The 14,389-nt window shown below is 66.7% G+C and carries 10 protein-coding genes and 1 pseudogene; 8 read left to right on the forward strand and 3 right to left on the reverse strand.

Translation table 11 applies throughout. From position 1 onward, the window contains the following. Positions 1 to 286 precede the first annotated feature (286 nt). Complete coding sequence (locus C1I95_RS24315) at positions 287 to 2,389, reverse strand: HsdM family class I SAM-dependent methyltransferase (RefSeq protein ID WP_158566455.1); 2,103 nt, start codon at positions 2,387 to 2,389, stop codon at positions 287 to 289. A gap of 657 nt (positions 2,390 to 3,046) precedes the next feature. Here C1I95_RS24315 and C1I95_RS35920 point away from each other — a divergent pair. The 7 genes and pseudogenes from C1I95_RS35920 to C1I95_RS36550 form a co-directional block, all read left to right on the forward strand. Beyond that, positions 3,047 to 3,357: pseudogene (locus tag C1I95_RS35920) on the forward strand (transposase); the annotation flags it as partial. Between the two features lie 50 nt (positions 3,358 to 3,407). Next, on the forward strand, positions 3,408 to 3,710 hold the full coding sequence (locus C1I95_RS24325) for a transposase (protein ID WP_111217005.1): 303 nt from the start codon (positions 3,408 to 3,410) through the stop codon (positions 3,708 to 3,710). Beyond that, the gene (locus tag C1I95_RS35925) at positions 3,707 to 4,237 is read left to right on the forward strand and encodes an IS3 family transposase (protein ID WP_199523888.1); all 531 of its coding nucleotides are present in this window, start codon (positions 3,707 to 3,709) and stop codon (positions 4,235 to 4,237) included. Before C1I95_RS24325 ends, C1I95_RS35925 begins: the two co-directional genes overlap by 4 nt. Positions 4,238 to 4,239: 2 nt before the next feature. Continuing rightward, positions 4,240 to 4,596, forward strand: coding sequence for an integrase core domain-containing protein (locus tag C1I95_RS35930; RefSeq protein WP_233513849.1), 357 nt, complete (start codon positions 4,240 to 4,242; stop codon positions 4,594 to 4,596). A 25-nt stretch (positions 4,597 to 4,621) separates the two neighbouring features. After that, a complete protein-coding gene (locus C1I95_RS34865; RefSeq protein WP_146605813.1) occupies positions 4,622 to 4,759 on the forward strand; it encodes a transposase in 138 nt (45 codons plus the stop codon). A 707-nt stretch (positions 4,760 to 5,466) separates the two neighbouring features. Continuing rightward, the gene (ybiA, locus tag C1I95_RS24335) at positions 5,467 to 6,036 is read left to right on the forward strand and encodes a riboflavin biosynthesis intermediates N-glycosidase (RefSeq protein WP_111217007.1); all 570 of its coding nucleotides are present in this window, start codon (positions 5,467 to 5,469) and stop codon (positions 6,034 to 6,036) included. Between the two features lie 71 nt (positions 6,037 to 6,107). After that, positions 6,108 to 6,677, forward strand: coding sequence for a hypothetical protein (locus C1I95_RS36550; protein WP_233513850.1), 570 nt, complete (start codon positions 6,108 to 6,110; stop codon positions 6,675 to 6,677). A 181-nt stretch (positions 6,678 to 6,858) separates the two neighbouring features. Here C1I95_RS36550 and C1I95_RS24345 read toward each other — a convergent pair whose 3' ends face one another. After that, positions 6,859 to 8,163, reverse strand: a complete 1,305-nt coding sequence (locus tag C1I95_RS24345) for a hypothetical protein (protein WP_111217009.1) — start codon at positions 8,161 to 8,163, stop codon at positions 6,859 to 6,861. Between the two features lie 316 nt (positions 8,164 to 8,479). Further along, the gene (locus C1I95_RS24350; protein ID WP_233513851.1) at positions 8,480 to 10,240 is read right to left on the reverse strand and encodes a hypothetical protein; all 1,761 of its coding nucleotides are present in this window, start codon (positions 10,238 to 10,240) and stop codon (positions 8,480 to 8,482) included. A gap of 1,821 nt (positions 10,241 to 12,061) precedes the next feature. On the opposite strand from C1I95_RS24350, the gene C1I95_RS24355 reads away from it, so the two are divergent. Beyond that, positions 12,062 to 14,290 carry an AAA family ATPase gene (locus C1I95_RS24355; RefSeq protein ID WP_158566456.1) on the forward strand — a complete coding sequence of 743 codons (2,229 nt, stop codon included), beginning with the start codon at positions 12,062 to 12,064 and terminating at the stop codon, positions 14,288 to 14,290. Positions 14,291 to 14,389: the final 99 nt, after the last annotated feature.

The raw sequence follows: 14,389 nt of genomic DNA on the forward strand, positions 1-14,389 counted from the left end.
CCCGCAACCGGGCCGCGACCCGCGTCGCCGGCACATCAACGGCGGACATCCGCGCGGCCCGCATCCGTACCTGCTCCCGCTTGACCCGTCCCGCAGCGGACAGGCCACCACTATCGGCGTACCTCACACCCCAGGTATAGATCGACCGCCGACCCAGGGTCCAGAGTGGTTGATCACAGGCCATCGATCGGACCAGACCCCAACCATTCAACCGCTGTAGCGGCCAGCGTCGGAAGCACACGACCGGTCACCTCACCGCTTCGCGATCAAGGTCTGGGCGATCGCCTCAGTACACGTGAGCACGCCCTGCGGAGAGTTGATCACTGATCCTGGCGACCAGGCCTGTTCCGACCTGATGGAGGCCTAGTAGCGTCTCCTCCAACCGGGCCACTGCCTGGAACGCGTCGCCGTAGGCGCTCTGCTCAGCGAGCGCCAGCTGTAGTACCTGTAGCTTGCGTACATCGATGCGGCCTGAGGATGTGGCATGCGTGCTCGCCTGTCGCGCGTTAGCTGGAGCTCGTAGACAGCCTGCTAGAAACCACGAGTCGAGCAGCTTCGAATTCACCCGCATCGAGTACAGCTGAGGGCCTATGATCAGCGGCTCACCCATGTGCACCCATGCGCGATATGCGCGCTCAACACCCGCCACGATGACGTCGCCTGCCACGGCCATGGTCAGCAGGCCGGCCTCTACCCCCTTGCGGGCAGCCTCCGGTTCAAGCCATCCCCCTGGACGTCCGGTCAACAACAAGTCCCTCACATGCAGCACGGGGACCGCCCCGGGAAAGCCATCCTCAGAGTCAACGTCTGCTTCGACGGGTTGGCCCGTTCGGAGTTTGAGAGCCTCAGCACGATCCAGATCGCTGACGCTTGTCATGCCGACCGTGCGGTGAGGCTCGGCCGAGAACTGAAGCGAGGACAGGCGCCCCGAGTGCGCATCCAATTCGGCTAGGATCTTCTTGAAATTGTTCCACGCTTCGCCTAGGTCGACCTGCTCGCCGGCGCTTAAGGGAACATGACGCCCTGGCGTGAGGTCGACCTGCTCGTCCAGCAGCGTCATCACTGAGATGATCCCACACCCGCTAGGCAGCGGCTTAGTCGTACCTGGACTGCGGCTGCTCCCGCCGCGACTTCGAAAGTCATCGAGCATCTGACCGATATGATCTTGAAGGCGTGGCCAGTCGAAGTCCTGCGGCTTGCCGCCTGGCGACGCAATGACAGCGGAGGTGTCGCACAGGAGGATCTCCTGAACAGCGTTGTCCTGCGCCTCTTCTGGGGGTGCCTGCAGAATCCACAGGTGAAGTGCCACGCTGTATGGCGGGGCGATACCCGGCGGCAGTGCGATCACCGCCCGGACCGCTCCGGCGCGCAATAGCGCGCTCCGGATTCGGCGCCCCGCCCGCCGAGACGCTACCGCAGGCGGCAGCAGAAGTACTGCCACACCGTCCGGCGCCAGCCGGCTCAGTACGTGTTCGACCCAGGCAAGTTCCGACTCGGTCCGAGGCGGGACACCGTACTTCCACCGCGGATCGGTGGCCAGTTCTTCATGGCCCCAATCTCGCTCGTTGTATGGCGGAGCGGAAATGATCAAGTTGGCCTTGATTTGGCTGTGCGTGTCGGTTCGAAGCGAATCTCCCGGACGGACATCAACCACAGGCAGCTGACCGCCAGCCGCCGTTCGGAGGACGCGATCGTCGCTCTCCGACATGGCATGCCGTTTGCTGATCTCGAGGCCCAGCCGCGCTGACGTCAACGCGACGGACGTGGGATCGATGTCAGTACCCAATAGTGTGCGCCATCCGTGCCTGGCAACGGTAAGCAGCAGTTCGCCGCTCCCGCACGCCGGGTCCAGCACCGTGCCGTAGGCGTCTAGTCCGACCGGCATCGACGCCATCGCGGCCGTCACCATCAGCTCGGCAAGCTGCGGTGAAGTCACGCTCATCTGGCGGACATAGGTTTCGAGCCATCGACCGAGCAGAAAGTCGAAGGTCTTTCTGGCCCCCTCCTCACACGCGATCTCCACGGCTTGGTCCACTAGCGTGACTGCGGCACTGGGTAAATCTTGCGACGGCGCCAACGGCGACTCGATTGCCTGCGGCAGGAGTTTGAGGCCGAACTCCGCGATCGCCCTGCCACTCAACGCCCGGTCGCCAAGCACTTCGAAGCGCGGCCAAAGTCGCTCGAGGTGGCCTATGTGCTTGAGCTTGCCGTTCGCCAGCAGCCACGACTCAACCTCGATCAACGAGAACTGAGGATTTGCGTCTGTGCCGCCGATAGCGCGAGGAAACGTCGCATGCCGTCGTCGCCAGTTGCTCACGGCGGCGCGTCCAACGCTGGCGATCCGCGCGATCTCCGCGAGAACGACCGGAGTGTCGGTCTCTTCTGGCATCTGCACTCCCGAGTCAGCTGGACGACCGCGCGGTCGCTCAGAGCCGCTTCGCAGCAACATCAATAGACATGACTGCAGTGAAGCATCTGGTTGACACAGTTTACAGCCATCTGCCGTACGCTTGCCCGACCAGGCCAATGCCTGCGATCGGCCCTCCCCTCGTGCAGTCCACCAGGGGCGACACAGAATTGCCAGCAGCCGCCCGGTTCCGCAGGTCGCCGCAAGAGTCGCCGCCAACCCGCCCTGCCCACAGTGTTCGCTTGCCTGGCTGACCAGCAGGCACGCCGGACCGCCGCAAGCAACTCGCGCTGCCGGTGGAGAGGATCATCCGACTGCTCACTGACGCCGACATCAGCGTGGCGGCGGCTGCCAACCCGTCCCTCCCCGAGGCGGTGATGCGCGACCTCGGCGCGCGGCAGATTGAGAGGTCGTCTCGCAGACGCCGACAATCCCGGCCCGAGCCGAGCCGTCTCCGGGTTCCTTCTTTGCACCGACCTACGTGCGTCGGCTGCCTCGTCTGGTGCGATCGTGAGCGAGTCGGGCACGTGAACCCGACTCGCACGATTGCGCAACCACAGTCGGGGGGAGTTGCCCCCTGGTCCTGGACACTTGAGCCTTGGATCGTGATGGTCCGGGGAGATCAGGAGTCCGTGACAGATGGTGATGAAGCACTACCCTGCCGAGTTCAAGGCTGACGCGGTCGCGTTGTACCGGTCTCGGCCTGGGGCGACGATCGCGCAGATCGCTGACGATCTCGGGGTCAATCGGGAGACGTTGCGTAGTTGGGTCCGCGCTGATGATCAGCGTCGGGGCGCGACGGCCGGGCCGGCGGCGTCGCCGGTGGCGGGCTCGGTGGAGGACGAGAACGCCGCGTTGCGGCGGCGAGTCCGCGAGTTGGAGGAGGAGCGGGACATTCTGCGGAAGGCGGCCCGGTATTTCGCCGGGGAGACGCGCTGGTGAACCGCTTCCTGCGGTTCCCCTCGTAACGTGGAGGCCAGAACTTGAGGGATAGAGGTTCATGGCTGAGACGAGACGCCGGTTCGATCCGGAGTTCCGTGCGGGCGCGGTGCGCATCGTGCGGGAGACCGGGAAGTCGATCGCGCAGGTCGCGCGTGATCTGGGTATCAACGACGGGACCCTTGCCAACTGGGTGAAGAAGGATCGCGAGGAGCGTGGCGAGGCCGGCGGCGCGGGCGCGCTGAGCGAGGACGAACGCGCGGAGCTGGCCAGGTTGCGGCGGGAGAACGCCGAGCTGGCGATGGAGCGTGATGTGCTCAAGCGATCCGTGGTCCTGTGGGTCAAGGAGGCGACGGGCCGGTGAGCGTGGCCGGGTTCATCGCTTCCCAGAGGACCGAGTACGACGTGCCGCACGCGATCGCTTGCCGGGCGTTGGGGGTGTCCGAGTCTTGGTTCTACAAGTGGCGTGACCGGTCGCCGACCCGCCGTGATGATCGACGCGCCCGGCTGGCGGCTGCGGTCGGGCAGGTCTTCGACGACTCGGGCGGCACCTACGGCAGCCCGCGCATCGGGATCGAACTGCGCGAGCAGGGTTGGAAGGTCTCCGACAACACGATCGCGCAGCTCATGGCCGAGATGGGCTTGGCCGCCCGGACGAAGCGCCGCCGTCGTGGCCTGACCCGGCCCGGTAAGCGTCCGGCCGCACCGGACCTGGTCAAACGTGCCTTCACCGCGCCGGCGCCGGACGTGGCCTGGTGCGGCGACATGACCGAGATCGTCACCGGCGAGGGCAAGCTCTACCTCGCCACCGTCATCGACCTGTACTCCCGCCGCATCCCGGCTACGCGATGGGTAAGCGTCACGACGCTGCGCTGGTCGTGGCGGCGTTGAACATGGCCGCCGTCACTCGCGGCGGCGACGTCGAAGGGGTGATCTTCCACAGCGACAGGGGCAGTGAGTACTGCTCGGCCGAGTTCGCCCGAGCCTGTAACCGGTGGAAGGTGCGCCAGTCCATGGGCCGCGTCGGATCATGCTTCGACAACGCCGTCGCCGAGGCCGCCTTCTCCACCATCAAGGTCGAGTACGTCCACCGCCGCCAGTTCCGCACCCGCACCGAAGCCCGCCTGAAGATCGCCACCTGGATCACCGACTTCTACAACCAGCGCCGCCGACACTCCGTCTGCGACTGGCGATCTCCCATCGACTACGAACGGTCAATTGCCTGCGCCCTGGAGAACCAGGCCGCATAACGCAACCCTCCACGATTCCAGGGGATTGACACGGCTGACCGCGTTCCGCTGGCTGCACCGCTACAACACCATCCGACGCCACTCCCGACTCGGACAGCAGCCACCGATCACCTACGAGAAGAACACCCGGCCGACACCGGCTACGCTGGCCCCGGCCGCATAACCCCCGTGTCCAGGATCAGGGGCCAAGCCCCCGTCGAGACGATCGACCGTCTAGCCGCCGAGGCCGCAGAGCTTGCCGGAGCCGGACCCACCGACTCCGCACCCTGGCCAACTCGAGATCTACAGCCAGATCTCGTCCAAGGCCACCCGTGAAGCCCTGCGGAAGCTCGGCGAGAGCCTCGATCAATGAGCCGTTGCTACACTTCGCTGCTGCACAAGATCGAACGAGGCCATTCGGAAGATCCCGAATGGCCTCTGACCTGCGTCGGGACGGCCGGATTTGAACCGACGACCCCTTGACCCCCAGAGAACTAGCGGGCCTACCGGCACCTGCCGGGCCGTACCGGATCATGCCGAACATGCAGGTCAACGGCCGAGCGATGGTCCGACCCGCATCAAGCCTTGCCGGACCGTCCCGGGTCGTCCGTGAGACGGTTGTGAGATATCACGGCGGTCCGGGGCTTGGGAGAGGCGCTGGAGATCATCAGCCAGCGCCTCTCCGTCGGCTATGCAACCGTCAACCCAGGATCCCGACGACCGGCAGCCCAAGGCAACGATCGGGGCCGGTCCGGTAGTCCTAGCATCACGAGCAGTTGGCCACCGCCACCGGAGAGATCCGCCTATTGCGGGAGTGGATACGCGGCTCGAAACACGCACGGCAGACAAACCCGATGGCCGTGACCATACGGTTCTGGCACCCTGCTGGACGTGCCCGATACCACTTCCCCGCCGCGCAGTCTGCCCGAGCTGCGGGCGCTCGCCGCTGCGGGCGGGCGGATCAAGTACCTGTTCTTCTGGGGGCACCACCCCCAACCGGACGGCAGCATCGGACCGGGTTGCCTGAGCCAATGGTGGCCAGCCCCATTCGTCGTGGACGGGATCCGGTACGCCACCGCCGAGCACTACATGATGATCGGCAAGGCACGCCTATTCGGCGACGAAGCGATCGCCGCGCAAATGCTCACGGCACCGCACCCGGGCGCGGTCAAGGTCCTGGGTCGGCAGGTCCGCGACTTCGACCAGGCCACCTGGGATGCGCGCTCCTTCGACCTGGTCGTCGCCGGCAACATGGCCAAGTTCAACCAGCACCCCGACCTCGGGCAGTACCTGTCCCGCACGGGCAACCGGATACTGGTAGAAACCAGCCCGATGGATCGAGTCTGGGGCATCGGCCTGTCCGCCACGGACCCACGCGCCCACGATCCCGCCCAATGGCGCGGCCGCAACCTCCTCGGCTTCGCGCTGATGCACGCCCGCGCCCAGCTCGCCAGCGGATGAACCTCAAAATCCGCGCACATCAGGGGCGACTCGGCGCCGATCAGTACCGCGTCATCCGCCCAGCCAAAACGGTGACCGGCGCGGTGCTGGGCGACAACAATCCCTGGTTCGTCCTGGAACTCGACGCCGACGCCGCGTTCACCATCACGGGCCTGTGGATGCTGGCCGCCCGGTCACGCCACACGCTGATCCATCTACCGCTACGGGGCAACATGCCACCGGAGCCCTGCCTCGCCACCGTGACCGTCGGTGAGCTCGACCTGGTACTCAGCCACCGCGATCTGCAGTTCGCCGCGAACCGGTGGAAGCAGCTACGCCACCGCCTGAGAGCCGGGGCTCCGCACACCATCCCCTGGAAACCGAACAATGTCCCCGCCTGGGACGAGGTCCACGAACTCAACCGCCAAGCCCGTCGGCGTTCCTCCCACAGGGACAGATTCCACCAACGCCTGCACGCGCACACCCTGTTCATGGCCGGCAACACGGTCGCGTTCCGACGCACAGCCCGATACGTCCTCGACATGGCGCTCCGGCGACTCGACCCCAGCCACCTCGGCACCTACCACCCCGCGACAGTGCATCCCGCAGACCCGCACTTCGCCACGCCCGGGCCAGGCATCTACCTCATCAGGGGGCGGTAACGGCCACCCGACCGAGAAGACGCCTTCAACCGTAGCGACGACGGCGACGCGCCCGTCGACTGCCCGCCCGGACTCGCGAGATCGTGGCGAGGAACGGCTGGGCCGACGGCCCGATCGTCACAGCGCGGCACCGAAAGGCGGATCGGTCGTCCCGCCCATCGCTCGACGGCCCTCAGTGGACTCAGTCCATGGGCCCGGCAAGCTCTTCGTTCAGGGTTCGGAGCATTTCAAGACTCGGGGCCGCCTGATCCAGGGTTTGGGAGCTTCTCCTGCTGGCTCGCGAGAGCTGCGCCAACCGTTCGTCCAGCTTCTTCTCCGCGCGGTAACGAACCACGGCGTTGACGCCTACAACACCGAGGAGCAACACCCCAGCACCAGCGGCAGCAGTGTTCGCGGGGACCGCGATCGATGATCCACGAAGGCGACCTAGGGTCACAGTCTTTCCTGCCAGCTTGTCCGCGGCGGCGGACACAGTTGTCGCGATCATTCCCGACGCAGAAGACTGCATGGCGCTCTCGAGCCCACGCCGCCGTTCCCCACCGTTCACGCTCTTCGACGCGGCCCGGAACTGGGCACGGATGCTCTCGTCAAGCTGGCCGAGCCGGCCATAGACGTCGTGGATCTCGGTACGGAACTCGGCGGTGGACTTGGTGGTGCTCTCGGCCCAGGTCCTGGCAACGTCCGGCTTTCCCTTGTGATATTCGAAGGCGATCTGGGCGAGTCCCAACTCGACTGTAGCCGCATAGCACTTGCCCAGCAGCTCGAGGTACAGCAGCACGTCATCCACAGCTCCCTTGCTAAGCCACTCCTGCGCCTGGCGTGGAGACCGCTGCTTGGCGTTCTCCAACTTGGTGACCGCACCCTTGAGGTGGCTCATGCACTTGCGGGTCTGAGCACCCAGGTCGCTTCGGATGACCGAGAACTCGCCCGCCTTGACGCCGCGCTTGCCGTGAGTACGAAGCCGCTTGACCAGATCCTCGACCTGCTCGACAGCATTCTCGACGGCACCGCTCTGGTCGGACTGCAGGTGCTGGTAGATCACGTCTATGCGCTGCCGGATGGCCTTGATGTCCCGGGCCATCTCGGCTGTCTGAGCTTGAGCCGCAATGGCACCCAGGATGGCTGCCCCACCTGATATGGCGGCGACACCCGTGGCTGGCCGGATGCGCATCAGACGTGTGAACTTGCCCCGATTACGGAGAGTGGCCTGGATCCAACCTCCTTCCTCGGTGATCACCTCGGCGGCCCTCATCATCTTGCGAGAGGTCCCGTCGAGTTCGACCAGACACCCGGTCAGCCGCTGAGACTCAATGAAGGACCGGGTCGCAGGGTCCAGTGCCCGCAAAAGAGACTTCCATTCCCCGGAGGTGAGGTCGTCGACCAGGCGCCCCCAGCGTAAACGCTTCGTCCCGGCAGGACCGATCACGATGGCTCGGTCCTCCGTTACGGGGACGACGATCTGATCGGGCTCATCCCTCAGCGACACCGCACCGCTCCTCGACTGGGCTCGACTTCCGGTCGATTGTAGGTCTATGTCCCGACGCATACGGGACAGGCAAATCAGCCTCACCACTGGACGCACCGCCACGCCTTAGAACGGCTGCCCTCTCCCCGTCCGAAGTCCAGAACTTCCTGAACTTTCCAAGGGGCATCCAGGCGACGGTCCGAGCCGCGTCGGGCTTTGCCGGGCCTTACCGGGCCACCCGTGAGACGGTTGTGAGATATCACGGGGCCACCTTGGGAGAGGTGCTGGAAATTATCAGCCAGCGCCTCTCCCGCAGCCGGCGAGAAAACGTCGATTGTCATGGGCGGTAGTCGTCGTGAAGCGCGACGCGGGAGAACTCGTAGCCGTCGTGGGTGCGCCAGTAGTGCAGCCGGCGGGCAGCGGCCGATTCCCGCTGTAGCGCCACCCGCCAGCAGATCGCGCCGTCGGGGCGGCGAACGTAGGGGCTGCCGGCATCGCCGGTGCGCAGGGGGTGCACGTCGCGGCCGGCGAGTTGCTGGGACTGGCCCGTGAGCACCTCGACCACGACGGCGACGACCTTCGCCCGGCTGATGCCCTCGATCTGGTCGACGGAGTCGAGGAAACCGGGGGCCAGCACGTACTTCGCGAGAGGCTTGTCGGCCTTCTCCGCAGCGGGAATGCGCTGTGCCCACTCACAGGTGACCTCGTAGCGGAACTGCTCTTCGGAATCGAGGAACAGCGGCCCCGGTACGCCGGCTGCCTGGCCGACGCGGTCCTGTGCGCTCTTGAGCTGCTTGCCCAGGCGCTGCCGGGCCAGGTCGGCGCCACGGTAACTGGTCTGCAACTGCTTGATGGAGCGGGTCGCCCGGGCGAGCTCGGCCTCCAACTCGGCGGCCCGAGCTCGTAGGCCCGCGAGCTCGTCGGCGAGGGCCTTGCGGGTCGACCGCTCGGCCGCCAACTCGTTGGTCAGCTGCACGACGCGTGCCTGATCCGCCGCGGGGATCGCCCCGGCAGGGCGCGCCATCGCCGGCGGCTGCGGCGCGGGAAGGCGCCGGGCCAGATCCAACGGCGTCGGCTGCCGAGGTGCCACGCTGCGCACGGGTGACCGGTCGGCATCGCCACCATGAAGCACGTCGGGTAACCGCGGCGGGGCCGCCGGCGGCACGGACGCCGGCGACGAAGGCGCTGCCGCAGCCGGGGGTTGCGGTTCCGGCTCGGGCGGGCGCAGCCACGGCGGCCCACCCGGAAGCAGACTCGGCGCCGGCTTCGGCACCTCCTCGTCATCGACGTCGTCCAACCGCAACCGAATCGGATCGGCCTCGACGACGCGGCCGGCGACGACTTCCCCGACGCTGAACAGTCCGCTCAGGGCGTCCTTCTGGTTGCTGGTGACCGCCTCCCGGCCGACCTCGACGGCAAGGCCGGGCAGCAGCCGCACGGTGACCGCGTCGTCGGCTACGGCCGCCACCTGCGCCAGAACGACATCGCCGACCCGGTAAGCCCGGACAACACCGGCCCGGGCCGTGGCGGCATCGGGGAACCGCAACGCGGCGCGCAGATCCAGCCGCCGCGAGTCCGGGTCGTAGCTGCCACATACCTGCTGCCCCTTGGCCAGCACTCGGTCCAGCGCAACGCCGGGAACGGTCAGCTCCTCCCACACCGTTGCCAGGGACATGTCCTCCAACGTGACCAAGGCGCGCGACCCGATGACACCCTGCACCCGCCCGCACCGCTCCTGCACCCCGGCACAAGTCCGCGGTTCGACCAGTCCGGCCGCCATGGCCGCCTGCAACGCATCGCTGATCAACTGATCGGTGATGCGCTTGCGGTCCTGCAGCGAGTAGGCGAACCGCAACCTGCTCCGCCCCGGATCAGCGACCCAGGCGTGATCAACCGGGTATACGCGGCCCGCGCCGCCGTACACCTGGGTCATCGGCGGCATCACCCGAGAGAACGCCCACGACACGTCGCTCGTGGGCATCAACACCACCTCAGCCAGGTCGCCGACGGCCCCCTTGATCTCGTCCGGATCACCGAACGGCTCGTCGCACTCCCCCGGGATGGTCAGCACCACGACCGGCCACCGCCGGCCAGGCATCAACAATCTGTGCGCAAGCTCGCTGGCCTCAACTTCCGAACCGATGCGCCGTACCCCAGGCGGCGGGGTGACGGAGTGGGCCACCTGGCTGATGCCGGATTGCCCCATAAAGCCGACCTCCTTTCAGCGGAGACGCATTCGGATGGCCAGGACCCATAGTGACTACGCCTTGCCAAGTGTCCGCGGCGTCGGGAAGCGCGTCCAGCGCCAGCAGTTGCGCTATGTGTTGATGACTTGAGGGAGGCGGGTGGCGTTGACGCCGTTCACCTACGTTCATCGGATAGGGACGGCAAGCGCAGCGGGGGTGCTGACCGCGGGTGCCACACCGTGCATTCCTCGGTCCTTACCCCATGATCGTCTTCGACGAGGTACGCCAGCCTTGCCCGACGAAGGGCGTCCCACTCGCTGACGAGGGCAAGGGACGCACCATGCAGGTCGATTGGTTCGTCGAACGCGAGACCGACCCGGTTGTTCGTGGCAAGGTCGAAGGCCTCGATCTTCCACCACTGATTCGCCGGGCTCCCGACGTGCCCCCTCGTTTGGGGGAATATGCGGACGAGACGAAGAGGCGTCCATCCCCCCTTCAGCCAGGCTGGATCGCCTGCGGAGCGGCGCTCTTCACGCCGGATCGGCACGTGGTCCGGCGGTGGAGCGACACTGCGCGGCCTCGGATTGTCGGTACAGGGATGCTTCGGCCACGGTGGCCCGAGCTCGTCAAAAAAGACCCTGCCGTCATGGGCAGATTGAAAGAAAAACACCGCATCCCCACAGACAGGGCACCTGGCGTTCGGGACCGTGTATGACTCGTAGGAAATCCAATATGTCCTGAACGTCGCCGCAGCCGTGCGCAGCTCCGGCCGGCGCCTGATCAATCCGCCGGATCTCTTGAGGCACCAGCCGCAGGTGCAGTCGTCGTAGTGGTTGTAGCCAGGCATCTCGTCCGCTCGTTCGACGCTTGGTCAAAGGTCGACAGATATCGCGTCCTGCGTGAGGCGTTTTCAGATAGGGCGCCAGCCTACGCCAGGCCGTACGGAAATCTCGTCCACGCCGACGACGATCTCGTTCAACGCGTCGGTCAGCCGCCTTGGGCCTTTCGTCACTGCCGGATCTCCACCATTTCTGCCACGCCTGTCACCTCACCCTCGCTCGAGGCACTCCGCCATCGATCCTCGACGTAACCGCACGACCGAGCCGGGAGCCAATCCAGCGCACGAGGCATCGCAGAGTCCGGCGAGCCACCCAGCTCCAGACGCCATAAGCCGCGCCCGCCATCCTGTCTGCCATCGACCCGCCCGACGGGGAGCGGGCCGCCGCCCGGCCCGCCATGGCCCGCGGACCTCGCTGCCCTCGCGCGGACGCTGGCGGGTCGGGCGGCGGTCTGCTCGGCTTGCCCCCGGGCGATGGCAGACAGGATGCCCCCACCGCCACCATCCGCGGAGCCGGCGGCCGCAGACGGCCCAGGGCCCATCCTGGAGCCGGAGCGCCCCTGCCGGAGGCGCAATGACCGTTACCCGCGCGACGCCGACTCGCCGACGCAGCCGACACCCTCCCCCACATCGCGCATGGTCACGCCACTCTGCCCGGCGCCAGGTCGAACGCCAGGCCGCTGCCGACGCCTACCCGCGATATCCCGAATGTGCTCCTGCCTCGGGCCTCGCGGCCAGGGACGGTTGCGTCCCGCCGGCCGAGGGAGCCGCCGCCCCTTATCCGATGCCAGCGGCACCTTCGTGCCCCCTCGGCCTATTGCGCGGGCACTGTGGACTCGGCCAAGCTCATGCCGCCGCAGGTGACGGTGCCGTGGGGCGAAGGCGGGTGGACGGGTTGGCGAGGTTCGAGGTTGCTCCCAAGCTGCTGGGAGCCCATGTTTACGACTACAAGAACCTTCGTGATCAATGGCTCGACTGGGCTGACGGCTTGGCGCTGTTCGGCCCCAATGGCGCCGGCAAGACCAACCTCCTGGAAGCGCTGGCGATCCTGCTCGGCACGGAGCAGACGCTGCTTCTGGCCCACCCACGGCTGGCGCCTGTCAACGCGAACGCTCTCGCGGTGGTCGCGGAGATGTCGACCGACGAGCTGCCGTGGGCCCCATCGGCGCTCCCGCCGGCGGTTTTCGCTTTTCCTTCCGATCTCGTGCGTGAACTTCCCGCGTTGTCGCGAGCGCGGCAGGACGCCGCTTGGTGGCAGGCGATCGGTGTCAGCGGCGGGGACAGCTTTCTGGCGGGCCTGGGCGAACTCGCCTTGCCGGCCGACGTTCGGGAGTACCTAAAGTCTCAGAGCGACCGACCGGTGATCCGGTACCGGCTGGTCTCCTTTGCCCTCGAGGTCACAGACAGGCTTGACGACGGCGATCCGATCGCCGTTCGTGTGGAGCGGCAGTTCTCCCGTACGTTGATGGGCGTTGCGCCGCCGGAAGCCGTGACGCGTTTCGCGGACGAACTGCCGGATGTGTTCGCGCCGCTGCGCACCGCACTTGCCGCGCTACCGGCTGGGCCAGACGGTTACGTCGACCTGCTGGCGCTGCCGGGAGTTGCAGAGCCACCGGCTCGGCTTGAGTGGTTGCCGCGCAGCCGGCGCAGCGCCGAGGTGTACGAACACCTCCAAGCCCGGATGAGGGCTGCGGAGGAGCCAGCCGAGGAGCTCGCGGCCTGTTTGGCGGACCTGCCGGCGGTTGTTGGCGATTTCGCCCCCGATGGAGGCTGGTGGGTGCACGAGGTGGCGGCGGAGGCCGTATCCGCCGAACTGGCCGTCACGCTCGACCATGTTCAGGTTCGGCTGACAGGGGAGGACGCAGACCTCGAGTTCCTCGACATCCGCGGCGAGAAGCCGAACTTCATAGGGAATACTCGCGCGGCGGACGCGCTGGAGAAGTTCTCGGCAGGCGAGCGCCGCTGGGTGGACGAGGCTCTGGCCACCGCGGCCCAGGCCGTGGACCGCTTCGCCGCCGGGGCAACGTGGCAGGCCTACCTGCTGAACGAGCTCGATGAAGCCGCAGTGATCGAGTCGCTGGTCGGGGTAAGCGAGCCGGTACAGGCCCTGGTGGAGCGGGAGGGCTTCTGGACGGCAGAAGCGAGGGACCGCCTGCTGAGCGTCCTGGAGAACCAGCTGCTGGCCGCCGCACACGACAAGCTGGCCAAGGACGACAGCTCATTCGGCCGAGCCCTCACCGAGCACAGCGCCGGCTTGTCCAGCCTTCGTCCGCAGACGATGGTGCGGGTGTTCGACGAACCGGAAAGCCACCTCCACCCGCAGGCCCAACGCAGGATCGCCGTCGCGCTGGACCGGCTTCGCTTGCGCGGCGACAACGTCGTTTTGGCGTCACACAGTCCACACTTCCTCGATCTACCGGACTGGCGACTCGTGCACGTTCAGCGGACGCCAGAGGGAACCACCTTGTCCCGCCTGGCCGCGTCTGACCTCGACGCCCGCAAGGCCCTGGCCGGGCAAATGGGCCTGACCCGGGGCGAGCTACTGACCCGGGTGTCGTTCCTGCTAATCGTCGAAGGCGAGCACGACCGTCTCCTGCTCGAGGAACTGTACGGGTCACGCCTCAACGACGCCGGCGTGAGGATCGTCCGCATGCACGGCACGGACAACCTGCTGGCGACCGCGCAGATGGACTTCATCGAACGTCACCTCGATGTGCCGATCGGCGTCCTCCTCGACTTCACCCGTCTCGAAAAGGTGAACGACAACCGCATACCTACAAGACAGCTCCGTGACGAGGAGCAAACGCTACGACACTTGCTCCGTGCCTGCCGGAAGAACGGGCGCTCGGTAACGCCGTTCGGCTTGAGCCGGCCCGACATCGTCGCGTACCTCAACGAGGACGCCATCCGTGTCGAGAAGGCCGGTTTTCCCGGCTGGACGGCGGTGATGCGCGAGTTCCACGCGATGAGCGGACGCCGCAGCTTCAAGCCATGGCTGGACGAGAGGTTTGGCGTCGACCTGACACGTACCGATCAGGTACGCCAGGTAGTGAAGTGGATGGTCCAGAAGGATCTTCCACCAGGAACGGAGCTCAGTAAAGTGATCTCAACGACTTTGCGGTAGGTACTTGTACTCGAAATGGGTCAGGTGCAGGGCTGCGGCGATGATGTCGCCGATTCGGCGGGGGCTGGCGGTCGTGTGGCGTAGCGTCTTCCAGCGTCC

The organism is Micromonospora craterilacus, assembly GCF_003236315.1.
Taxonomy (GTDB): domain Bacteria; phylum Actinomycetota; class Actinomycetes; order Mycobacteriales; family Micromonosporaceae; genus Micromonospora; species Micromonospora craterilacus.